The organism is Candidatus Arthromitus sp. SFB-turkey (assembly GCF_001655775.1).
GTDB lineage: Bacteria > Bacillota > Clostridia > Clostridiales > Clostridiaceae > Dwaynesavagella > Dwaynesavagella gallinarum.
Window position 1 is genome coordinate 102,573 of sequence record NZ_LXFF01000016.1, and the last position, 23,876, is coordinate 126,448.

Sequence of the window (23,876 nt, forward strand, 5' to 3'; positions counted from 1 at the left end):
GAGGAATTTAAATGATTCCAGTACGTTTAACTATGCAAGCATTTGGACCTTATAAAGGAATTGAAAAAATTGATTTCACAAAATTTTTTAATGATAGATTGTTTTTGATAACAGGAAATACTGGTAGTGGAAAGACAATGATTTTTGATGCGATTTGTTATGCTCTTTTTGGAGAAGCGAGTGGACAAGATAGAAGAGTAGATACTTTTAAAAGTCAATTTTCAGACAAAAGTGTTGTTACATATGTTGAGTTTGAATTTTTTCATAAAAATAAAAAATATATAATTACAAGAGAGCCTGAGCAAATTAAAATTTCTAGAGGGAAGGAAATTCATCATAGACAATCTGCCAAAATTATATTTGATGATGAAGTTATAACGGGAATAAAAAATGTTAATCAAATAATAAAAGATATTTTGGGAATAGATTATTCTCAATTTAAACAAATTGTTATGATTGCTCAAGGTGAATTTAGAAAATTAGTTTCTGCAGATTCAAGAGAGAGAGAAAGTATATATAGAAAAATTTTTAACACCATGAATTTTGAAAGTATACAAAATATTTTAAAGGAAAGAGCTTCAGAACTAGATAAAAAAGTAGGTTCTTTAAACGAAAAAATTAATGGTTTACTAGATTCGATTCAATCTATAAAATCCATTTCTTATGAAGAATTATCTATGGAACAAATACTCAAGATTTTAGATGAGGAAATTTATAATTATAATTCTCAAGCTAGTAAATTAACTGAAAATAAAGAATTTTACAAGAAAGATATTGAAACGCATAATATTTTGTTTAATAAATTTAAAGAACTTATTAATTTTGAAAAACAGTTTAGAGAAATAGATATTCCAACATTAAAGCAAGAAGCAAACTATTTAAATAATGTTAAAAAAACATTTTTGATTCGAGATAAAGAAAATATTTTAAATAATTTGGAAATTACATATAAGGGATTTATAGATGAAAAAAATATTTTGAATAATAGTTTGATAGATTATGAAAAGAATTTAAAGAATTATGAAAAAGATTTGGAAAATAATGAAACAAATAATATTAAAATTCAAAATTTAAATAACAAAATTATTGAACTTGAAAGTTTAGAAAATATAATAGACGAAAAAATTAAATGTGAAAATGATATTTTAAATGAACAAGATAAAATTAAGTTTTTTAATTCGAGAAAAGAAGATATTTTAAAAAACATTTATAAGCTGGAAAATCAAAAAAATGAAATTTTAAAATTTGAATTTGAAAATAAGGATATAAATTTAAAAATTTTGGACATAAAAAGTAAAATTACTCATTTTGATTCACTGAAAAATTGTTTGGTTAAATATGATGAAAGTTTAAATCTTTATAACGAAAGTTTTTTGAATTATGAAAACATAATACCCTCATACAATGAAATTTTTGAATTGTATAACAAAAAAAGTGAAGAACTTAGAGAGTGTGAAGAAATTTATTTAAGAAATCAAGCTGGAATTTTAGCAAAAAATTTGGTTGATGATTCTCCATGTATGGTGTGTGGTTCTAGAGTTCATCCTAAGAAAGCTGAATTATTTAATGATTCAATTGATGAGGTATTTGTAAAAAATTTAAAGTTGGAATTTAGTGAATTGGAGACTAAAAGAAATAACATTAACGAACAAACAATATTTTTAAAAAATCAGCTTTCAGTTAGAAAAAGCAGTTTAGAAGAAAAATATAATGAATTGTTATCAATAGATACACAGAGAGAATTTATAACATTTTATGTATTTGAAAATAAAAAAGAGTTGTTAAGCGAAATAGATTTAATTTTAAATGATTTAAAATTTAATCTTGATGAAAGTAATAATATTTATGAAAAAATTTTAAAATCTAAAGATTACATGGTAGATATAGAAAATGATTTAAAAATTAATCAAAGTGAAAATGAAAATATAGATAAAGATATAAGCAAAATAGAAGCAAATATTTTAGCAACTAATGTTATATTAAATGAAAAAAATGATAAATTACTGAAATATAATGTACATAGTAAGGCTGATTATACAAATATTTTAAATGAGTTAAAAAATGAATATGAAGAATTATTTAAAAGAAATGAGATTTTGAAAAATAACGTAAAAAAATGTGAAGATGAAATTTTGAAGTTAAAAGCTCAAATTGATATTAAAAATAATGATATTAAAAAATTAGAAGATGAAATTAATTTGAAAAGGGAAGCGTTTTTGGAATCTATAAAAAATAATGATTTTCTAAATGTTGAAGAATATTTGAAATTTAAATTATCGGAAGAGGAATTTAATCAAAGAAATTCATTTTTGGAAAGTAAAAGAGATGAGTATAGATTTTTAGAAGGAAATATTTCAAATTTAAGAAAAGAACTTAAAGATATAGAGTTTAAATCCTTAAACGATTTTGAAAATAAATTGTTTGAATTAAATCAAAAACTTATTGAAATTGAGAATGTTGAAAAGAATTATTCTAATAAAATTTCTTTATTAGAAAGTGTGAGGGATAATATTTTTTCAATTAACAAGAAGATAGTAGATTTTGATAAATACAAAACTAATTTAAATGAATTAAATAAAATTTCAAATGGAAATAACAAATATAAAATAAGTTTTGAGAGATATATTTTAGGGATATATTTCAAAGAAATAATAGCCGCTGCAAACATACGTTTTTCAAAATTAACAAATGGAAGATATTTATTTAGACATTTGAAGGAAAATTTTGATTTGAGAATACAACAAGGGTTGGATATAAGTGTGTTTGATAATTACACATCAAATGAAAGAAAAATAAATACTTTATCGGGAGGAGAAAGTTTTAAAGCTTCCCTTTCTTTAGCACTTGGACTTTCAGATGTTGTACAAAGATATTCAGGAGGGATTTCTATAGATACATTGTTTATAGATGAAGGTTTTGGATCCTTAGACTCTGATTCTCTTCAAAATGCACTTGAATGTTTGATTGATGCAAATGATAAATCCAAATTAATAGGAATAATATCGCACGTACAAGACTTGAAAGATTTTATAAAATCTAAGATTGAGGTTTTAGATTCGATTGATGGAAGTAAAATTAAAATAATAAATTAGGGGAAAGAGAAAAGTTTTCGGTAGGGTGTATAAATATATTTAAAATTGTTATAATAATAGAGAACTCCTTTTAAAAAATATATTAATTAATTTTCTTATCCTCTTAATTTTAAAGGTGTATTGTTTAAAATTAACACCGTATTTTTAAAAATAAACTTAAAATAGCATTTGTAAAAATATAATAATTTCTGATTTTCAGATTTTATTATATTTTTTATTTTTTAAAAATAGCAATGTACTTAATTTAGTACATTGCTAAAATTTTTTAGTTTTGATTAACGTGTTCGTTTAATTGTGGCTTATTATCATTTGTTTCATTGTTATCTTCGTCTACTAGTTGACTTATTGTTACTCCCAAGCCAGCTAGAGAAGCAGCAGTTATACCCATTAGAGCATAGTCAGTAAATTTCAATCTAAATCTTGAATTTCCAGAACTAGAAGGGTTACTTGTATTTTTTGGAGAAGTTGTTGAAGTATTATTTGTATGAGAGTTATTACCATTATTAGAATGTACACTTCCTAGAGTAGAATTAAAATCAGCACTTCCTAAACTAGAACTAGAACCAACACTTTTTAGACTAGCAGAATTAACGCTACTAGAATCAGAATCATACATAGGATTGAATTTTGTAGTTAATGGATTTATAGGTGTTGGTCTATGAAGTTTACCTGAAGTAGAACTTGTACCAGCAGGGTTTATTGGTCTAAATAGCATCCTTCCATTCATTCCAGAATTTATTGGTGAAGATGGAGTTCTTGGTCTCATAGCTGCGTTTGATGTGAATGGAGCTACTAATAGGCTGTAAGATAAAATAGAAGAACTAATTGTGGTTATTAATTTTAAGTAATGTTTTTTCATTGTGAGTAAAATGCCTCCTTGAAGGTTTGTTTTAAATTTTATATGGAATTGAATTCTTTATCGTATTAAATAATGTTAAACTTTATATGTGAAATATTATTTTTAAATTTGGAGGTCTTATGGATTTATTTGAAAAAACAATTTCTAACGAAATTATTTATGAAGGAAAAATTTTTAATTTAGAAAAGGTTAGAGTTTTATTGCCAAATGGAAAATTTTCAGAAAGAGATATTGTTCGTCATAATGGAGCAGTAGCAATTATTGCTGTTAAAGATAATGGAAAAATAGTGTTTGTTGAACAATTCAGAAAACCAATTGATAAAGTTTTACTTGAGGTTCCAGCAGGTAAACTTGAAAAAAATGAAGATCATGAAAAATGTGCTTTGAGAGAATTGGAAGAAGAAACAGGTTATAAGGCTAAAACAATTAAATTTTTAGGCGAGATTGTAATGACTCCTGGATTTGCAGATGAAATTATTTATTTGTATTATGCCAGTGATTTATATAAAGGCTTAAAAGGTGGAGATGAAGATGAATTTATAAATTTACATGAGTTTGATTTAGATGAAATAAATGACATGATAATCCAAGGAAAAATATTTGATAGTAAAACTATATGTGCAATAAAATTTTTAGAAAATTTTATTCTTAATAATAAATAAAAATAAAAAATTTTATTTATTTTATAACATATATATATTTCTTTTCTCATATTTATTTATAATAAATAAGGGGGATGGAGAAATATGATAAAAAGTAGAACTTTAACAGTAGGATTAAAAGAAAATTATAGTAAAAATTTTATTATTTATATGATGGTTTTACTATTTTTATTTTCAGGTTTCTTAATAGGTGTTTATTTGTTTACATACTTAGATTCAGAAATTGTTACTTATCTTGAAAATGATTTTATAGAGTATATGAACACAATTAAAGATGGAAATTTTAATATGGTTTATATTTTTAAAACTACATTTTTAACAGTAGCTGTTCCTATTGTTATTTTCATTTTGTTTAGCACCAGCATTATATTTTCTCCGATAACATTAGTAACTTTAGCATTAAAAGGATTTACACTTGGGTTTACCGTTACTTTTATGCTAACAAGTTTTAGTTTTAAAGGAATTTTATTAACGATTTTGACCATAATAGTTCCAAATGCTTTAATTATATTTTTGTATATTTTATTGTGTGTAAAAAGTATTTCCCGTGGAATTTCAAGAACGAGATTTAAAGGGAAATTTTCTACAAATGATAGTTCTATTTCGTTTAGATTTATGAGTTTATTTATTTTGATTAGTGTTTTAATTTCTTTGTTGTTTCAATGTTTGGTTACACCGTTTATAATTAAATTAATATTTTAAAAAATTTGAGGTGATTATTTTTGATTAAGAGGGTTATTTTAATAATTTTAGATAGTTTAGGCGTTGGAGAAATGCATGATTCACTTAGTTATGGAGATAAAGATTGTAATACTTTTGCAAATGTAATAAAAAACTCAAAAAATATTATAATAGATAATTTTAAAAAATTAGGTATAGGAAATATAAAATCGTTAAATCTAGAGCCTTGTGAAAATCCAATGGCATCTATTGGAGTTTGTAATGAATTATCTCAAGGAAAAGATACAATTACAGGACATTTAGAAATATCAGGAGTTGTAACAAAAGTACCTCTTAAAACATTTCCAAATGGTTTTACAAAAGAAATTATTGATGAATTTGAAAGTAAGATTGGAAGAAAAATTCTTGGAAATTGTGTAGCTTCAGGAACAGAAATAATTGAAAGATTGGGAGAAGAACATATAAAAACTGGAAAACCAATAGTTTATACGTCTGCTGATTCTGTGTTTCAAATTGCTGCTCATGAGGAAGTTATATCTATTGAAGAATTATATAATATGTGTGAAATTGCTAGAGAAATGTTAGTTGGAGATAATTTAATTGGACGTGTAATAGCAAGACCATTTGTCGGTGAAGTTGGAAGTTTTAAAAGAACTTCAAATAGAAAAGATTATGCAATAGATCCACCAGGTAAAACAATGCTTGATTATCTTAAAGAGGATAATAAGGATGTAATAAGCATAGGAAAAATTTATGATATATTTAATGGATTTGGAATAACAGAAAAGATTAAAACAGTTAGTAATTTAGATGGAATAAATAAAACTATTGAGGTTATGAAAAAAGATTTTAATGGTCTTTTATTTACAAATTTAGTTGACTTTGACATGATGTATGGTCACAGGAATGATGTAGAAGGATATGCAAACGCAATATCTGAATTTGATTCAAAGATTCCAGAATTATTGGAAAATTTAAATGAAGATGATTTATTAATTTTAACAGCTGACCATGGTTGCGACCCTACAACTCAAGGAACAGATCATACTAGAGAACAAATTCCTCTTATCGTTTATGGTAAGAAGATGAAAGTTGTTGATTTAGGTGTGAGAAATAGTTTTTCAGACATTGGAAAAACAGTTTTAGATTTGTTTAACATAAAAAATGATTTACATGGAGTTAGTTTTAAAAATGATATATTAAGCTAGTTTTAGGAGTTTGTATGAATATCATAGATATAATTGATAAGAAAAAAAATGGACTTGAATTATCTAAAGAAGAGATAACATATTTTGTGAATGAATATACCAGAGGTAGTATTCCAGATTATCAGGCTTCAGCTTTAATTATGGCAATGTTTTTAAATAAAATGTCAGATGATGAGACTTCAAATTTAACTTTAGCTATGGCTTTTTCAGGGAAAACTCTTGATTTGAAAGATATTGATGGAATAAAGGTTGATAAACATTCTACAGGTGGTGTAGGAGATAAAATTTCTTTAATTGTAACTCCAATTGTAGCTTCGCTTGGTATTCCAGTTGCAAAAATGAGTGGGCGTGGACTTGGTTTTACAGGAGGTACTATAGATAAGCTTGAGTCAATTGAAGGATTTGAAACAAGCATGGCAATAGATGAATTTAAAGAGCGAGTAAAAAAATATGGAATGGTTATTGCTGGACAAACAGATGCATTAGCTCCAGCAGACAAAAAAATATATGCTCTTAGAGATGTTACAGCTACGGTTGATAACATTTCTTTAATAGCTTCTAGTATTATGAGTAAAAAAATAGCTTCAGGTGCAGATGCTATCGTTTTAGATATAAAAGTTGGAAGTGGAGCATTTATGAAAACATTAGATGATGCTGAGAAACTTGCAACAACAATGGTTAATATAGGAAAAAAATTAAACAAAACAACAATTTGTGTATTATCCAATATGGATGAACCTCTTGGTAATGGTATTGGTAATATAATAGAAGTTAGAGAAGCTATTGATGTTTTGAGAGGAAATGGACCTAAAGATTTAATTGAAGTTGCTTTAACTATATCATCACTTATGATTTATCTTGGAGGAAAAGCAAATTCAATAGAGGAAGCAAAAAAATTAGCATTAGAGAAAATTGAAGATGGGACTGCCTATGAAAAATTCAGAGAGTGGATAGTATCACAAGGTGGAAATCTTTCAATTATAGACAATATTAATGATTATAAAAATGCGAGTAATATTGATTTGTTTGTTGCTGAAGAAGAAGGATATATTTCATCTATTGATACCGAGGAGATTGGTAAAATTGCCATGAATTTAGGAGCAGGAAGAGAAACGAAAGACAGCATAATAGATCCTTCAGTAGGATTAATTTTTTCGAAAAAAGTTTCTGATTATGTAAAAGTTGGAGATGTAATTTGTAGTATTCATCATAACAATTTTAAAAACATGGAAAATATACATGAAAGACTAAAGAAAAATATTAAAATTTCAACACAATATAAAACGAAAAATGAACTAATTTATAAAATTATAAAATAACATTTAATATTATAACCATATTAAATAATATCACGATAATTGGTGATTATATTTGTATGGTTATTTTTTTATGTCAAAGGGAGGATATTCATGAGAATATTTAAATCGGTATTATTTGGTGTATTGTGTTCTTTTATAGTTAGTTGTTTTCCAGCAAAAGCTATGAGTGATTCTACACAAGGTATAGATGTTGAAGCAAGATCGGCTATATTAATGGAAGTTGAGACAGGAAAAATTATATTTGATAAAAATTCGAAGGAAAAATTTGCACCTGCCTCCGTTACTAAAATAATGACAATGCTTTTAACAATGGAGGCAATTGACAGTGGAAAAATTAAATTAGATGATGTTGTAACGGTTACTGAAAATGCGCAAAAAATGGGTGGAAGTACTATGCTTCTAGAAGCTGGTGAAATGAGAACAATTGAAGACCTTTTAAAAGGTGTTGCAATAGCTTCTGGAAATGATGCAGCCGTTGCACTTGCTGAGTATCTTGGAGGAACGGTTGAAAACTTTGTTAAAAAGATGAATGATAGAGCTAAAGAGCTTGGTATGAAAGATACTACTTTTCAAAATCCTACAGGGCTTCCAACAGAAAATCATTTAACTACTGCTTATGATATTTCTATAATGTCAAAAGAACTTTTAAAGCATGAAACTATATTAAAATATAGTGGTACATATATGGAAACGATTTCTGCAAATAGAAAAACTCCAATAGAACTTGTAAATCACAATAAACTTGTTAGATTTTTTAACGGATGTGATGGATTAAAAACTGGTTTTACAAATGAAGCTAAATATTGTATTTCAGCTACAGCACAAAGAAATGGCGTTAGAATGCTTGCGATTATAATGGGAGCACCAACTTACAAAATAAGAAATAGAGATGCTAGCATGTTACTCAATTATGGTTTCTCATTATTTGAGAGAAAAGAAATAATTGCACAAGATGCAGAAATATCAAAATTCCAATTTGGAAATAATAAAAATAATTTTATAATGTTAAAGGCTAAGCAACCTTTAAATGTAGTTGTTGAAAAAGGTAAGGAATTAAAAATTTCAACTAAGATTAATGTTGATAAGAGCAAGAAAAATATAAAACAAGGTGAAGTTGTTGGAGATGTGGCAGTTTTAATTGATGGTAAAGAGGTTGGAAGAGTAGAAGTTTATAGCGATCGTGATATAAAAATTAACGGTTTGTTTGATAAATTATCTGGAATTTTCAAAAAAGATGATCAAGAACAAAATGTTGAAAATAAGTAGATATTTTTAAAAATAGAGTAATTAATTTTAATTACTCTATTTTCATTTTTTAAAATTTGTTATAATTATGAAATTAAATTTGATTTTTAAATTAAAGGTTATAAAAATGAATATAAAAATAGAGAATTTTGAAGGCCCTTTTGATTTATTATTACATTTAATTAAAAAAAATAAAATGGATATCTACAACGTTAATATTTACGATATAACGGTTAAATATATAGATTACATAAATAAATTAAAGGAAATGGATTTGGATATAGCTTCTGAATTCATTGTTATAGCTGCGACTTTAATTGAAATTAAATCGCGTTCGCTTCTTCCTAAGAAATTAAAAGTTGAAGAGCAAGAGGAGGAAGAAGATTTACAAAAAATATTGTTTGATCGTCTTGTTGAATATAGAAAATTTAAAAAAGTTTCTGAATATTTGTTGTCTAAGTATGTATCTAAAGGTAATGTTTATTTTAAAAAGCCAGAAATAATATTTCAAAAAAAGGATTCATTACTAGATTTAAATGAAATATTTAAGGATATGGATATTTTGGATTTTTATCTTAAATATAAAGCTTTAATAAATGCTTATGTTGAGAAACAAAATATATCGAATCCAATTCAGAACAATATTTATGTAGATAAGTTTAAAATTCAAGATAAAATTGAATATTTAAAGCAAACAAAAGAATCAATTTTAAAATTTGATGAGATTATTGAAAATTGTGAAGAAAAAATTGAGATTATAGTTACTTTTATTGCTGTTCTTGAACTTGTAAAACAAAAATATTTTAAAGTCATTCAGGTTGATAGATTTACAAACATAATAATTCAAAAAATTCAAGAAACAGGAGAGGATATTTTAGATGAATAAAATTAACCTTGATATGGAATTAATAGAGATATATTTTTCAGCAATAGAATCTTTACTTTTTGTTCATGGTGACCCTATTTCATTGAAAGAGATGAGTAGTATTTTAGATGAGGATATACAAGTTGTTGAAAAACTTATGGAAGAATTTGAAAATTTATATAATAGACCAAATAGAGGTATAAAAGTTTTTAAAATAGATGATAAATATCAACTTGGTACAAAACCAGAAAATGAAAAATACATAGTTAAACTTTTAAAGACAAATCAGCGTCAATCACTTTCTCAAGCAGCTATAGAAACGCTGTCTATAATTTCTTATAAGCAACCAATAACTAGGGTGGAAATTGAAGAAATACGGGGAGTGCGTAGTGATAAGGCTATTCAAACGCTTTTAGAAAAGGATTTAATAAAAGAATCTGGAAGACTTGAAGTTGTAGGTCGTCCAATTTTATATGGAACAACAGATAATTTTTTAAAACAATTTGGAATAGAAAAACTAGAAGAACTTCCAGTTCTTGAAGAAATAGCAAATGATGAATAATTAAATAAATCCTATTAAACATCCTAAAAGGAAAAATAAAATACAAAAAATTATTCTTCGTAGTAAATATATCGTAGATTTCGACATAGAAATTCCTCCTTATGGGATATTATCTTATTAAATCTCTTTAAAGTCAAACAAAAAATAAAGAAACCACGTAAGAATTATAAGGTGCAGTTTTAATAAATAATCTACGTGCTTAAACTTTATACTTTAAATAGATGTTTATATTAAACATAAGTACAAAATCTAATCTTATAAATTCTTAAATGGTTTCCACTAATATATTATCCATTAAAAATATATTTTATTCAATAATGAAAATAAGATTATTTACGGAATTTATATAAAGTCAGCTTTATGACGTTCAATAAATAATTTTGTTTCATTGTCTGATTTAACAACTACTAATGGAATTCCAAGTTTTTGATTTGCTTTATATTCATCAAAAAGTTCATTATTGTCTCTAAAATAAAGATATTCTTTTAAATTTGCCATACTTTCTAAAATGTTTATGTATTCATAGTTTATATTTTTTTTTGAAAGATCCTCTTTCAACATAATACAAGCTTGTCATTTATCGTTTCCATAAATTTTTATATCGTACATCGTAATCACCTCTTAAATAAAATTTTTTTATAGTTTTCTCATAATTATAGCGAATTATTTTTATTTTTCAATTGTTTGTTTTCTATCAGGACCTACAGAAATTATAGAAACATTTATTCCAGTAATTTCTTCAATTTTATGTATATAATTTTTTGCATTTTTAGGAAGATTATTAAAAGATTTAACATTTGAAATATCTTCATACCATCCATCTAATTCAATATAAACAGGTTTACATTTATTAAGTTCTTCTATTGTTGATGGAATGTAATCTATTTCTTTTCCATCTAACATGTAAGAAGTACATATTTTTAATTTTTCAAATCCTGTTAATACATCTAATAGAGTAATTGCTAAGTCTGTAATTCCAGAAATTCTTTTTCCATGTTTTAAAACTACAGTATCAAGCCAGCCAATTCTTCTAGCTCTTCCAGTTGTTGTTCCATATTCATGAGCAGTTTCACGGATTGTATTTGAAATGTCAGAGAAAAGTTCTGTTGGAAACACTCCTTCACCAACGCGAGTTGCATAAGATTTTGTAATTCCTAAAACTTTTTGTATGCTTTGAGGAGGTATACCACAATTTAAGGCAACAGATGCAGCAGATGGTGATGAACTTGTAACGTATGGATATGTACCGTGATCTAAACATAACATTATGCCTTGAGCACCTTCAAATAATATTTTTTTGTTTTCGTTTAAAGCATTCATTAGAAATAAAGATGTATCTTTTATGTGTGGTTTTATTATGTTAGCGTAGGAAGTATATTCATTATAAAGTTCATTTACATCAAAAGTTGTAGAATTAAAAATTGATAAAAGTTTGTTTACGTATTCAACATTTTGAGAAAGTTTTTTGTAAAAAGAATCTTTGTTTAATAAATCTCCAATTCTAATACCTATTCGCATTGCTTTATCTGTGTAGCAAGGACCAATACCTTTTTTAGTTGTTCCAACTTTATCATTTCCCTTTATATTTTCGAAAATTTCGTCAAGTTGTATATGATATGGAAACAAAACATGTGCTCTATCTGAAATATGTAAGTTTTCACAATCAAAATCTTTTGATTTAAGTATATCAATTTCGTTAACTAAAGCTTTTAAATCTATAACCATTCCGTTTGACATTATGTTTTGAATGTTTTGATTAAAAATACCTGATGGAATTAAATTAAGAGCGTACTTGTTGTTGTTAAATTTTATAGTATGTCCAGCATTGTTTCCACCTTGAAATCTTACACAAATATCAAATTTTTTGGAAAGATAATCTGTTATTTTTCCCTTTCCTTCGTCCCCCCATCCAGTTCCAACAATAACTAATGAATTCATAATTAAACTCCTTGGATTTTTTAATTTAAGTATAACAAATTTTGTGGAATTTAGCTCTATTTTTAGTTAGAATTATTTTAAGTGAGTATGGATTATTTTTGTAAAAAGTTTTTTGAAGAGGTAGTTATGATTCAAAGATATTCGAGAAAAGAAATGTTAAATGTTTGGTCTGATAAAAATAAATTTGATGCTTGGTTGAAGGTTGAATTTTTTGCGAGTGAAGCATTTGAAAAATTAGGAATTATTCCTAAATATGATGTTAAAAAACTTTGGGAAAATGGAAAATTTGATTTAGATAGAATTTATGAATTGGAAAAAGAAACTCGTCATGATGTTGTAGCTTTTACTAGAGCAGTTAGTGAATCTTTAGGTGATGAAAAAAAATGGGTTCATTATGGACTAACGAGTACAGATGTTGTTGATACTGCTTATGGATATTTATTGAAACAAGCAAATGATATTATAAAAAATGATGTACAAAAAATTCTTGAAGTTTTAAAGGAAAAGGCGATTAAATATAAAAATACTCCGTGTATTGGAAGAACTCATGGAGTTCATGCAGACATAACTTGTTTTGGTCTTAAGTTTGCATTGTGGTATGATGAGATGAAAAGAAATTTTGAGAGATTTAAGTTAGCATCTCGAGAAGTTGAAGTTGGAAAAATAAGTGGAGCTGTTGGAACTTTTGCAAATACAGAACCTTTTGTTCAAGATTATGTTTGTGAAAAATTAGGTTTAATTTCATCAAATATTTCAACTCAGACTCTTCAAAGAGATAGACATGCTACATATATTTCAATTATTTCTTTAATTGGTTCAACACTTGAAAAAATTGGTATAGAAATAAGACATCTTCAAAGAACAGAAGTTCGTGAAGTTGAAGAGTTTTTTTCTTCGGGACAAAAAGGATCAAGTGCTATGCCACATAAAAGAAATCCAATTTCAAGTGAAAATATTGCTGGGTGTGCTAGAGTTTTAAGAGGATATATGGTTTCTGCTTTTGAAAATATACAATTGTGGCATGAAAGAGATATTTCACATTCAAGTGCTGAAAGAATAATTCTACCAGATTCTACGATTTTGATTGATTATATGTTAAATAGGTTTACAAATATTTTGGAAAATCTTGTGGTTTTTGAAGACAATATGATTAAAAATATAAATAAAACAAATGGAGTTATATTTTCTCAAAGAGTAATGACAAAATTAATTGATAAAGGTTTGTCGAGAGAGGAAGCGTATGATATAATTCAACCTCTTTCTATGAGTTCTTGGACAAGTGGTAGAAATTTTAAAGATATTTTGTTTGAAAGTGAAAAAGTATTGAAGCATTTAACAAGAGATGAAATTGAAGATAGTTTTTCTATTGAGTATCATTTGAGAAATGTAGATACGATTTTAAAAAGAGTTGGAATTTTATAATTTGTTCAAGGAGGAAAAAATGAAATCAGTAAGAGAAATTGAAGTTAGATATTCGGAAACTGATCAAATGGGGGTTGTTTATCATTCAAATTATCTTGTTTGGATGGAAATAGGAAGAACAAATTTTTTAAAAGATGTTGGATTTAATATGATGGATTTTGAAAAAATTGGATATTTGTTTCCAGTTTATTCTATGGAGATAAAATTTTTAAATCCTGCTAGATATGGCGAAAGTATAAGAGTTGAAACGGAAATTTATAAAAGTACCCAAATAAAAACAATTTACAAGCAAACAATTTTAAATGACAAAAATGAAGAAAAAGTTAGTGCTTTAGTTACAATTGTTTGCGTAAGTAAAAAAAATTTTAAACCAGTTCGCATTGATAAAGAACTTAAAAATCTTTATGAAGTTTATTCTAATATTTAAATTTGGAAAAACAAATAAAAAGGAATTTTAAATGTTTAAATTATTAGTGAGTATTTTCAAAGTTTTTTTATCTATGAATTGTATAATATTTTCTTGTTCCATTTTTTTAAGTTCTCTTGATATAGAGCCGCGTGCAATTCCTAAAATTTTTGATATTTCTGTTTTGGTATGATTCATATGAGTTATACCATTTTTTGTATTTTTTGATAAATAGTAGAGAAGTTTATCTCGAATACTTTTCAAACTTAAGATTTTTATTTTATCTTTAAGGGAAGTAATGTTGTTTGAAAGCATTTTTATAAAGTTCATCATAAAAATTTTATCACCTATTAAAAGAGAGTTTATTTGATTAAAGGGTATATGTATTATTTCTGTATCTTCATATGAAATAAGTGAAAATGGATAATTTTTGTTGTTACTTCCAAATAAGGCACATCCAAAAGCATCATTTTCTTTATACAATCTTATGCGTAGAGTATCTCCATTTTCAAGAAGTTGATTTATATATAAAGAGCCTTTTATTGTTATGCTTATATGTACACATTCTTCATACTCTTGAACTATTATGGAATTTTTCTTATATTTTGTTATGTTAATATAATTTTCATTGATAATTGATTTTATATTTTCATAATTACATCCTTTAAATAAATTGGTTTCTAGTAAGTTTTTAATTATCATAATTTTCTCCTTATATAGAAGTTTAATTACTTGGCGATTATTGTTGATTATACTATTTAGTGATATTTAGAACAACTAAATTGAGACTCAATGTTTTTAATGAAATTTATATAATCATAATATATAATAAAATTTGTGAATTATTAATTATAGATGATTTGATAATAATGATATTTGGAGGCAAAGTATAATGGATTTTATAGATAAGTTAAGACAACATGCGAAAAAAATAGAGATTATGAGGGATAATTTATTAACAGAAGAAGCAACAAAGACAGCTTTAGTTATGCCATTTTTTAGTTTGTTAGATTATGATGTCTTTAATCCAATGGAATTTGTACCAGAGTATGTGGCTGATGTAGGAACTAAAAAAGGTGAGAAAGTAGATTACGCAATAATGAATGATGGAAAACCAGTTATTCTCATAGAGTGTAAGAGTGTAAAAGATACTTTGACTAATCATGATGCACAATTATTTAGATACTTTATAGCTACAGAGTCTAAATTTGCAATATTAACCAATGGTATAATATATAAGTTTTTTACGGACTTAGAGGAATCTAATAAAATGGACGAGCAACCCTTTTTGGAGATAAATTTATTAGATTTAAATGAATTACATATATCTGAGTTGAAAAAATTTACAAAAGATAATTTTGATATAGATACAATATTTAATGCTGCATCAGAGCTAAAGTATACGAATTTGATAACTAAGCAGTTAACAGATCAGCTAAATAATCCATCAAGTGAGTTTGTTAAATTTATAATTAGTGATTTTTTTACTGGGTCGAAGACGACAAGTGTTATAGATAAATTTAAGCCAATAGTTAAAAAATCTATGTACCAGTTTGTTAATGATTTTATGAATGATAAAATAAAGAGTATATTAAATAATAGTAAGAATGATGAAAATGAAGATGTAAATATAGATGAGTTAGAAAATGAAGATATATTGGTTGATAATAAAGTTGTTACTACTGAAGAGGAATTAGAAGGTTTTAATATAGTAAGGAGTATATTATCAGAACTTGTTAGTGTTGAGGATATAGGATATAAAGATGTAGAAAGATATTTTGGAATATTATATCAATCTAATATTAGGAAATGGGTGTGTAGATTATATTTTAATTCGTCAAAGAAGAGCATAGCTATATCTGATGAAGATAAAAGGGAAGTTAGATATTATATAGATAATATAAGTGATATATATAAGTATAAAAATGAATTATTGAAATCTCTAGACAAGTATCTAGATAAAACTCATGTATAGAAATCTTTAAGATTTTATAGGATTAATATTAATTAAATGTAAAGGTGTAACAGGTGTTACACCTTCATTTTATTTTTAGAGTTTATAATCTATGTATTACATATTTTAGGAAGTTGGTGTAATTGTAATGATTAAAGATGGTGGTAATATGCTTTGTTATCAATGTCAAGAAGCTTCAAGAGGAATTGGTTGTACTGTTGTTGGTGTGTGTGGTAAAAATGAAAATGTAGCAAAATTATTGGATTTTTTAGGATTTACATTAAAAAGTATTGCAAAAATAATTATTGATAAAAAAATAGATGTTAAAGAAATAGATTATATTAATCATGCTGTTTTAAGATCTCTTTTTATGAGTATTACAAATGCAAATTTTGATGAGGACGCAATAATTGCACAAATTAAAAAAAATATATCAATAAAACGTGAGCTTAAAGGTTCATGTAATTGTGAGTGTGAAAATATAACAAAGGAAAAAATTTTAGAGAAAGCTGAAAAAATTGGAATTTTAAGTGAAAAAAATGAGGATATACGTTCTCTTAAATAAATGATTGTTTATGGAATAAAAGGAATGGCGGCTTATACTAATCATGCACTTAATTTAAATAGTGAAAATTATGAAATTTATGAATTTATTTATAGAGCATTAGATAAAATTTTAGATTCTGAAACAACAGTTGATGAGTTAATAAATTTAACTCTTGAAACTGGTGAATTTGGAGTTAAAGCAATGGAACTTTTGGATAAAGCTAATACAGATAAATATGGCCATCCAGAAATAACACAAGTTAATATTGGAACTAGAAATAATCCTGCAATTTTAATTTCAAGACATGATTTAAGTGATTTAGAAGAATTACTTGAACAAACAAAAGGAACAGGAGTTGATGTTTATACTCATAGTGAAATGCTTCCTGCACATTTTTATCCGTATTTTAAAAAGTATGAAAACTTGTATGGTAACTATGGGAATGCTTGGCACAAACAGTTAGAAGAATTTAAAACTTTCAATGGTCCAATAGTATTTACAACTAATTGTATTGTTCCTCCTAAAGATGAGGAAATAAAAAATAGAATTTTTACAACTGGATCAGCAGGATATACAGGATGTAAACATATTGAAAAAGATGAAAATGGTAAAAAAGATTTTAGTGAAGTCATTAATATGGCAAAAAAATTAAAATCACCAACTGAGATAGAGAGTGGAAAAATTATTGGGGGATTTGCTCACAATCAAGTAAGTATTCTTATAGATAAAGTTGTTGAAAATATAAAAAATGGAAACATAAAAGAGTTTGTAGTTATGGCTGGATGTGATGGAAGAATGAAATCGAGAGAATATTATACAGAGAAAGCAAAAAATCTTCCGAAGGATTCTGTAATTTTAACAGCTGGATGTGCAAAGTATAGATATAATAAATTGGAACTTGGAGATATAAATGGAATTCCTAGAATATTAGATGCTGGACAATGTAATGATTCTTATTCTTTGGTGCGTATTGCTTTAAAATTAAAAGAAATATTTAATTTAAAAGATATTAATGAGTTACCAATAAAATATGATATTGCATGGTATGAACAAAAGGCAGTTATTGTTTTATTAGCACTTTTATATTTGGGAGTAAAAAATATAAAATTAGGACCAACACTTCCAGCGTTTTTATCACCAAATATTAAAAATTTCTTGGTAGAAAAATTTAATATTTCAACTATTTAAAAATTTTTGGAGAGACTTTAGGAAGTCTCTCTATTTTTATGTAAATTTAAATTTAAAATGATATAATTAAATTTGAAAATTATAGTGGAGGAAGAAATTTATGAAAGATTATATACACACATATTCAGGAAAAAAGTTTTGCCCATTAGATCCTAAAATTGAAGATATAGATATTAATGATATTTCTCATGCGCTTTCTTTGATGACTCGAGCTAATGGACACTATAAATATTTTTATTCAGTTGCACAGCATTCTATAAATTGTTATAAAGAAGCATTTGCAAGAAATTATTCAAAAAAAGTTCAACTTGCATGTCTTTTACATGATGCAAGCGAAGCTTATATTTCAGATATAACACGACCAGTTAAGAAAAATTTATCTGAGTATAGAGTGATTGAAAAAAATATTCAAGATAAAATATACAGAAAATTTCTTGGAGAAGATTTAAATGAAAATGAAATTAAATTTATTGGCGATATAGACGATTGTATATTACATTTTGAATTTATAGAATTAATGGGAGTTACTAGAGAAGATTTTCATTGTGAATGTAATGCAAAATTTGATTTTTCAAAAAGAGATTTTGAAGAAGTAGAAAGAGAATTTTTAGAAATATTTAAAAGTTTCAATAAATTTTAAGTGCATACGTAATTGTATGCACTTTTTTTGTTAATAATATTGGAAATAATTCCATATCCACAAATTGAATATAATAAAATCTTATAACAATACTAATACTATAACAATTACATTTTCAAGGAAGTGAAGCTGATGAAAAAAGATAATTTAAGTTTAATTGGTATTGTTGTCGGTGTTGCAATGCTTTTATATGCAATGAGTGGAGGGGGAACCTCTCTTATGGCATTTATTGATGTAAAATCATTTGTAATTGTAATAGGTGGATCTTTCGCTGCACTTTTAGTTAGTTTTTCTATGAATGAAATTAAGAGTATCGGTAAATATATGACAATCGTTACTCAAGACACTAACAGAGATAAAATATCTTTTATTGAAGAAATTATAAATATTTCTAAAAAAGCAAGAAAAGAGGGAATGCTTTCATTAGAAAGTGAAATTGAAAAAATGGAAGATCCTTTTTTAAAGCAAGGTATAAAACTTATTGTTGATGGAGCAGAAGAAGATACATTAATTGCTATATTGGAAAGTGAAATTGAAAATCATGAAGAGAGAATGAAACAAGGAGTTAAATTTTTTAAACAATGGGGAGCATATGCACCAGCATTCGGAATGATTGGTACATTAGTTGGACTTATTCAGCTCCTTGGAAATATGGAAGATATAACTAAACTTGTTGCAGGTATGGCGGTTGCACTTATAACAACTCTTTATGGAGCTATTGCTGCGAATTTAATATTACTTCCGATTGCTGATAAAATTTCTCTTAATATTTCAAAAAGTATAGATTATATAATGCTTGAGTATAAGGCAATAAAATGTATAAGAGCTGGATATACGCCCAAAATGATACAAGAAATTTTAAGTACATATTTAACTGAACAAGAGAAAACAGTTTTAGAAACAAATATGAAGAATGCGAAGAGAAATTAATTTTGAGGTGAATTTATTATGCCAAAGAAGAAGGAAGAAGAGCAAGGGGGAGGCGCTCCTGAATGGATGGTAACTTTTTCGGATGCTATGACCTTGCTTATGGTGTTTTTTATATTGCTTTTTTCAATGTCTACAATAGATGAGAAAAAAGAGGCTCAACTCACTACAGCTTTTAACAATGTTTTTAATGGTGGTGGAAATAATCCTATTTTAGGAGAGAGTGTTGGAGAAGATATTTTGATGAATAACGAGGATCAATTGGATCAAAATCAAGAAAATGAAATTAATGAAACGTTATTAAATACTTTAAAAGATCTTATTCACCAAAAGGAGCTTCAAGATTATGTTTCTGTAGAAAAAGTTGAGCGAGGAGTATCAGTTGTTCTTGTTGACTCTTTACTTTTTCAATCGGGAAGAGCGGATTTAAAAGCAGAAAGTAAAGAACTTTTAATAGATATTGCTGGAGTTTTAAATGAAATAGATAATCAAATTATCATAGAAGGACATACGGACAATGTTCCAATAAACACTTATATGTTTTCGAGTAACTGGGAATTGTCAACGGCAAGGGCTGTTGTTGTTACAAGATTTTTAGTTGAAAATGCTAATGTTAATCCTGTTAGAATTTCAGCTCAAGGATACGGAGAATTTAGACCAATTGTTTCAAATGATACTGCAGAAAATAAAGCTAAAAATAGACGTGTTAATATTTTAATTTTAAATAAGTCAGAAGGGTGATGTTTAATGGCGAAAGATAATGGGAAAAAATCCAATAAAGGAATGCTAATAATAATTATTTTATTATTAATCGTGATAGTTGCTGGTGGAGTTGTTGGATTTTTAATTATAAGTAAAAATTCTAATGGTGGAGCAGCAGAGCAAAAAAATGTTGAAGAAGTTTTAACTCTAGAAGAAGTTGTAGTTAATATAAATGATCCATCTTTAAAGAGATATATAAAATTTGGTTTAGCTATTACATACAACTCAAAAGATAAAGATATTTTGGAAGATATAAATTCAAATATATACAAAATAAAAGATGGAATTATAGCTATCTTTAAAGAAAAAACAGTGGATGATATAGAAAGTAATCAGGGAATTGAAATGATAAAGCAAGAAATAAAAGAAAAAATTAATTTAATACTCGAAGATAATGAAATAATATCTGTTTATTTCACAAATTTATTGATTCATTAGTTTGATACATAGGTAAATTTGTTATGAATGTATTTGCACTTATTTTAATTTTAGTGTTGCTCATCTTTGTATATATAAAAATTAATTTTAGAAATATTGATATCCAAAGTAAATTGATGAAAATTATTTGTAAAATTTCTTTATCTAAAGATAACCATATTTTAATTGTAAAAATAATGGAAAAATATTATTTATGTTCTTCTACTCAAAATGATTTTAAAATAATTGAAAATTTGGATGAAAGTCAAGTATGTAGTTATTTAAATTCCAAGAAGAGCGTGCTACCTAAAAAGGAGTAGTTCTATGAAAAAAATTTTTAGCAGGATAATATTTATAACATTTTTAATCATTATTGTTGTTTGTTTTAAGGTAAATGCTTCAACTATTTTTTCCAATGAAGGTATGGAAGGTTTTATTAATAAGAACATTGAACTTATGATTTTTTTAACATTGTTAACGGTTTTACCAATGTTAATAATAATGACAACAAGTTTTACAAGAATAGTTGTTACATTTGCATTTTTGAAAAATGCTTCTGGTTTACAAAACGCTGTGCCTAGTGTAGTTTTAATTGGACTTTCTATTATGCTTACATTTTTTATAATGTTTCCTGTAGGGCAAAGAATTAATAATGAAGCGATAGTTCCATACATAAATAAAGAGATTTCAACAAAAGAAGCGTATGACAAAGGAGTTATTCCATTAAAAGAATTTATGTTTACTCAAACAAGGAAAGATGATTTGGATTTGTTTATAGAGCTTTCAAAATATGAAGGAGAAGTTACGGCGATTGCTGTTCCAATGACTACACTTATGCCAGCGTTTGCATTAAGTGAAATTAAAACATCTTTTCAAATTGGTTTTTTGATATTTATTCCATTTTTGGTTATTGATATGGTTATTGCTAGTATTTTGATGGCGATGGGAATGATGATGGTATCACCGGCTATAATTTCTCTTCCATTTAAAATACTTTTAATTGTTCTTGTTGATGGTTGGAAGCTTGTTATTAAATCAATATTTTTAAGTTTTGGGGGAGTTTAATGAGTCAAAACTTAGCAATTTCAGTTATGAAAAAAGCTTTAATTGTTGGATTTAAAATATCAATGCCATTTTTAATAGTTACAATGATAATTGGAGTAATTATAAGTATAATTCAGGCGGTTACTCATTTAAATGATCAAAGTCTTACGTTTGTACCAAAAGTTTTGATAATGGGAATTATGAGTATTTTACTTGCTCCATTTATAATAAAGCAGATAACTATTTTTACAAATGTACTATTTGACATAATTCAAAAAATTACAACTGGTTAGGTGAGAATTTTGATGTATGATTTAGATTTCAAAATTTTATTACTTATAATGATAAGAGTTAGTTCTTTTATTGTAGTTTCTCCAGTTTTTTTTCCAAAAGGAATAAATAATATTTTTAAAATTATTTTTTCATTTGCTTTTTCGTTAATTTTATTTTCAATAATAGCTCCAGATATAAAAATTACTGTACAAAATGAAGTACAGTATATTTTTTTAATTTTTTCAGAAGTTATTATAGGAATATTAATTGGAATTTTCGTAAATTTATTATTTCAATTATTTAGTGGAATTGGTTCAATATTAGATTCTCAAGGTGGATTTTCATCAGCACAAATATTTGATCCTATGACAAATAATAATTCTAGTGTTATTGAAAAGTTTTTTTATTGGATTTCATTGAGCGTATTTATAATTTTAAATGGACATCATTATTTTATAAGGGCATTTATATTTAGTTATGACAAAATAAAAATTGGTGATTTGAATTTTACAAGTAATCTTTTGGATAGTTTTGTTAATACAACGTTTATAATTTTTAGATCCTCATTTATGATTATAGTTCCAATAATAATTGTGCTTATATTTGTAGATGTCATTTTAGGAATAATATCTAGAATAATTCCCAAAATAAATATTATAGTTATTAGTTTTCCATTTAAAATTGTTGTTACAGTTGGATTGTTAATCATTAGTGTTAAAATTATTTTCAATAAATTTTTAAGTCTTTATGTTGATTTTAATGATTTGATTTTTAGAATTTTTTCATTTGCTCCCGTTTTGTTTGTATTTTCTGATGATAAAACTGAAGAGCCAACTCCGCAGAAAATTAAAAAGACAAGAGAAGAAGGAAATGTTGCAAAATCTGCATTTTTAATTTCAGCGATTTCACTTGTAGGAATTGTAATAATTATTATGATGGGAGGATTTATTTTAAATGAATTTAAAAATATTTTGATACATTTTTTAAGAGATGGTGTTGCGTATAATTATGGTCCTTATGATGTTGTTGATATTTTCAAGTCTGTAGTTTTCAAATCATTGATGCTTATAATTGTTCCAAGTATTGTTTTTGTAGTTCTTGCTATAATCTCAAATATTGTTCAAACTGGATTTTTAATTACCCCTAAATCATTAAAACCAAGTTTTAGAGATTTAAACCCAATAAGTAATATAAAAAATATTTTCAGTATTAAGGCGTTGTTTGATTTATTTAGAGATTCGATTGTTATAGCAATTTTGTGTTACATATCATACAAATTCATTTTGGATAATATCGAAGAGTTTTTCAGGATTTCAAATTTCAGAATTAAATATTCATTTTCTTCAATTGTCCCTTTGTTCATGTCTATCTTTTTAAAAATATTTATGATAGTTGGTGTAATTGGAATAGTAGATTTTGCAATTGAAAAATTTCGTTATAAGAAGAAATTAAAGATGACAAAGCAAGAAGTTAAAGAAGAGTTTAAACAAATGGAAGGTGATCCTGAAGTTAAAGCGCAGATAAAACAAAGAGCTAAACAGATAATAATGCAAAATATAATGTCAAATGTTAAAGATTCGTCAGTTATAATAACAAATCCTACACATATATCTGTTGCACTTAGATATAAGCAAGGAAAAGATTCAGCTCCAAGACTTGTGGCTAAAGGAATTAATCATATGGCGTATAGAATTAAAGAAATAGCACAAGAAAATAATGTGCCTATAGTAGAAGATAAATATTTAGCAAGATTTATATATAAAAATGTTGAACTTGAGGAGGAAATTCCTCAAGAAATATATAAGGCGGTTGCAGATATTTTAACTTATATTTTCAAACTCAATAATAAACGATTATAAAACATT

At 25.9% G+C, this 23,876-nt stretch carries 23 protein-coding genes and 1 pseudogene; 20 read left to right on the plus strand and 4 right to left on the minus strand.

Annotation, left to right across the window (positions count from 1 at the left end):
* Positions 1 to 11: 11 nt before the first annotated feature.
* Positions 12 to 3,092 (plus strand): AAA family ATPase, encoded by a 3,081-nt coding sequence (locus A6P36_RS03135; RefSeq protein WP_066760890.1) that lies wholly within the window; start codon positions 12 to 14, stop codon positions 3,090 to 3,092.
* Positions 3,093 to 3,357: 265 nt separating this feature from the next.
* On the opposite strand, the gene A6P36_RS03140 is transcribed toward A6P36_RS03135, so the two are convergent.
* Positions 3,358 to 3,951: a hypothetical protein gene (locus tag A6P36_RS03140; RefSeq protein ID WP_066760891.1), complete on the minus strand. Its 594-nt coding sequence runs from the start codon at positions 3,949 to 3,951 to the stop codon at positions 3,358 to 3,360.
* Positions 3,952 to 4,070: 119 nt separating this feature from the next.
* Between A6P36_RS03140 and A6P36_RS03145 the strand changes: the two genes are divergently transcribed.
* The 7 genes from A6P36_RS03145 (at position 4,071) to scpB (ending at position 10,493) form a co-directional block, all read left to right on the plus strand.
* On the plus strand, positions 4,071 to 4,613 hold the full coding sequence (locus A6P36_RS03145) for an NUDIX hydrolase (protein ID WP_066760892.1): 543 nt from the start codon (positions 4,071 to 4,073) through the stop codon (positions 4,611 to 4,613).
* 84 nt (positions 4,614 to 4,697) lie between these two features.
* Positions 4,698 to 5,315, plus strand: coding sequence for a stage II sporulation protein M (locus A6P36_RS03150; RefSeq protein WP_066760893.1), 618 nt, complete (start codon positions 4,698 to 4,700; stop codon positions 5,313 to 5,315).
* 23 nt (positions 5,316 to 5,338) lie between these two features.
* The gene (locus A6P36_RS03155; protein ID WP_197487217.1) at positions 5,339 to 6,502 is read left to right on the plus strand and encodes a phosphopentomutase; all 1,164 of its coding nucleotides are present in this window, start codon (positions 5,339 to 5,341) and stop codon (positions 6,500 to 6,502) included.
* A 14-nt stretch (positions 6,503 to 6,516) separates the two neighbouring features.
* A complete protein-coding gene (locus tag A6P36_RS03160; RefSeq protein ID WP_066760895.1) occupies positions 6,517 to 7,821 on the plus strand; it encodes a pyrimidine-nucleoside phosphorylase in 1,305 nt (434 codons plus the stop codon).
* 90 nt (positions 7,822 to 7,911) lie between these two features.
* Positions 7,912 to 9,087: a D-alanyl-D-alanine carboxypeptidase family protein gene (locus A6P36_RS03165; RefSeq protein ID WP_066760897.1), complete on the plus strand. Its 1,176-nt coding sequence runs from the start codon at positions 7,912 to 7,914 to the stop codon at positions 9,085 to 9,087.
* 106 nt (positions 9,088 to 9,193) lie between these two features.
* Entirely contained in the window at positions 9,194 to 9,952 is a 759-nt protein-coding gene (locus tag A6P36_RS03170) for a segregation/condensation protein A (protein ID WP_066760899.1), read from the plus strand.
* A complete protein-coding gene (gene scpB / locus A6P36_RS03175; RefSeq protein ID WP_066760901.1) occupies positions 9,945 to 10,493 on the plus strand; it encodes an SMC-Scp complex subunit ScpB in 549 nt (182 codons plus the stop codon). The genes A6P36_RS03170 and scpB overlap by 8 nt, the downstream gene beginning before the upstream one ends.
* A gap of 342 nt (positions 10,494 to 10,835) precedes the next feature.
* Here the strand turns inward: scpB and A6P36_RS03180 are convergent, their stop codons facing one another.
* Positions 10,836 to 11,054 (minus strand): glutaredoxin, encoded by a 219-nt coding sequence (locus A6P36_RS03180; RefSeq protein WP_242861641.1) that lies wholly within the window; start codon positions 11,052 to 11,054, stop codon positions 10,836 to 10,838.
* Positions 11,055 to 11,162: 108 nt separating this feature from the next.
* Positions 11,163 to 12,431: an adenylosuccinate synthase gene (locus A6P36_RS03185; RefSeq protein ID WP_066760904.1), complete on the minus strand. Its 1,269-nt coding sequence runs from the start codon at positions 12,429 to 12,431 to the stop codon at positions 11,163 to 11,165.
* Positions 12,432 to 12,557: 126 nt separating this feature from the next.
* Between A6P36_RS03185 and purB the strand changes: the two genes are divergently transcribed.
* Both purB and A6P36_RS03195 read left to right on the plus strand, forming a co-directional pair.
* A complete protein-coding gene (purB, locus tag A6P36_RS03190; protein ID WP_066760905.1) occupies positions 12,558 to 13,853 on the plus strand; it encodes an adenylosuccinate lyase in 1,296 nt (431 codons plus the stop codon).
* 19 nt (positions 13,854 to 13,872) lie between these two features.
* Entirely contained in the window at positions 13,873 to 14,280 is a 408-nt protein-coding gene (locus A6P36_RS03195) for an acyl-CoA thioesterase (RefSeq protein WP_066760906.1), read from the plus strand.
* Between the two features lie 27 nt (positions 14,281 to 14,307).
* On the opposite strand, the gene A6P36_RS03200 is transcribed toward A6P36_RS03195, so the two are convergent.
* A complete protein-coding gene (locus A6P36_RS03200) occupies positions 14,308 to 14,961 on the minus strand; it encodes a Crp/Fnr family transcriptional regulator (protein ID WP_066760907.1) in 654 nt (217 codons plus the stop codon).
* A 190-nt stretch (positions 14,962 to 15,151) separates the two neighbouring features.
* On the opposite strand from A6P36_RS03200, the gene A6P36_RS03205 reads away from it, so the two are divergent.
* From A6P36_RS03205 to flhB, 10 genes and pseudogenes are all read left to right on the plus strand, one after another.
* On the plus strand, positions 15,152 to 16,234 hold the full coding sequence (locus tag A6P36_RS03205) for a type I restriction endonuclease (RefSeq protein ID WP_066760908.1): 1,083 nt from the start codon (positions 15,152 to 15,154) through the stop codon (positions 16,232 to 16,234).
* Between the two features lie 127 nt (positions 16,235 to 16,361).
* A pseudogene (gene hcp / locus A6P36_RS03210) lies at positions 16,362 to 17,948 on the plus strand (hydroxylamine reductase).
* A 100-nt stretch (positions 17,949 to 18,048) separates the two neighbouring features.
* A complete protein-coding gene (locus A6P36_RS03215; RefSeq protein WP_066760914.1) occupies positions 18,049 to 18,588 on the plus strand; it encodes a phosphohydrolase in 540 nt (179 codons plus the stop codon).
* Positions 18,589 to 18,720: 132 nt separating this feature from the next.
* Complete coding sequence (locus A6P36_RS03220; RefSeq protein WP_066760916.1) at positions 18,721 to 19,518, plus strand: motility protein A; 798 nt, start codon at positions 18,721 to 18,723, stop codon at positions 19,516 to 19,518.
* Between the two features lie 18 nt (positions 19,519 to 19,536).
* The gene (locus A6P36_RS03225; RefSeq protein ID WP_066760919.1) at positions 19,537 to 20,256 is read left to right on the plus strand and encodes an OmpA/MotB family protein; all 720 of its coding nucleotides are present in this window, start codon (positions 19,537 to 19,539) and stop codon (positions 20,254 to 20,256) included.
* Positions 20,257 to 20,262: 6 nt separating this feature from the next.
* The gene (locus A6P36_RS03230) at positions 20,263 to 20,715 is read left to right on the plus strand and encodes a flagellar basal body-associated FliL family protein (protein ID WP_066760921.1); all 453 of its coding nucleotides are present in this window, start codon (positions 20,263 to 20,265) and stop codon (positions 20,713 to 20,715) included.
* A gap of 116 nt (positions 20,716 to 20,831) precedes the next feature.
* Positions 20,832 to 21,014, plus strand: coding sequence for a hypothetical protein (locus tag A6P36_RS03235; protein ID WP_242861642.1), 183 nt, complete (start codon positions 20,832 to 20,834; stop codon positions 21,012 to 21,014).
* 4 nt (positions 21,015 to 21,018) lie between these two features.
* A complete protein-coding gene (fliP, locus tag A6P36_RS03240) occupies positions 21,019 to 21,759 on the plus strand; it encodes a flagellar type III secretion system pore protein FliP (RefSeq protein WP_066760926.1) in 741 nt (246 codons plus the stop codon).
* Positions 21,759 to 22,031, plus strand: coding sequence for a flagellar biosynthetic protein FliQ (locus A6P36_RS03245; protein WP_066760928.1), 273 nt, complete (start codon positions 21,759 to 21,761; stop codon positions 22,029 to 22,031). Before fliP ends, A6P36_RS03245 begins: the two co-directional genes overlap by 1 nt.
* A 12-nt stretch (positions 22,032 to 22,043) precedes the next feature.
* A complete protein-coding gene (flhB, locus tag A6P36_RS03250; protein ID WP_242861643.1) occupies positions 22,044 to 23,870 on the plus strand; it encodes a flagellar biosynthesis protein FlhB in 1,827 nt (608 codons plus the stop codon).
* The last annotated feature ends 6 nt before the right edge of the window (positions 23,871 to 23,876 follow it).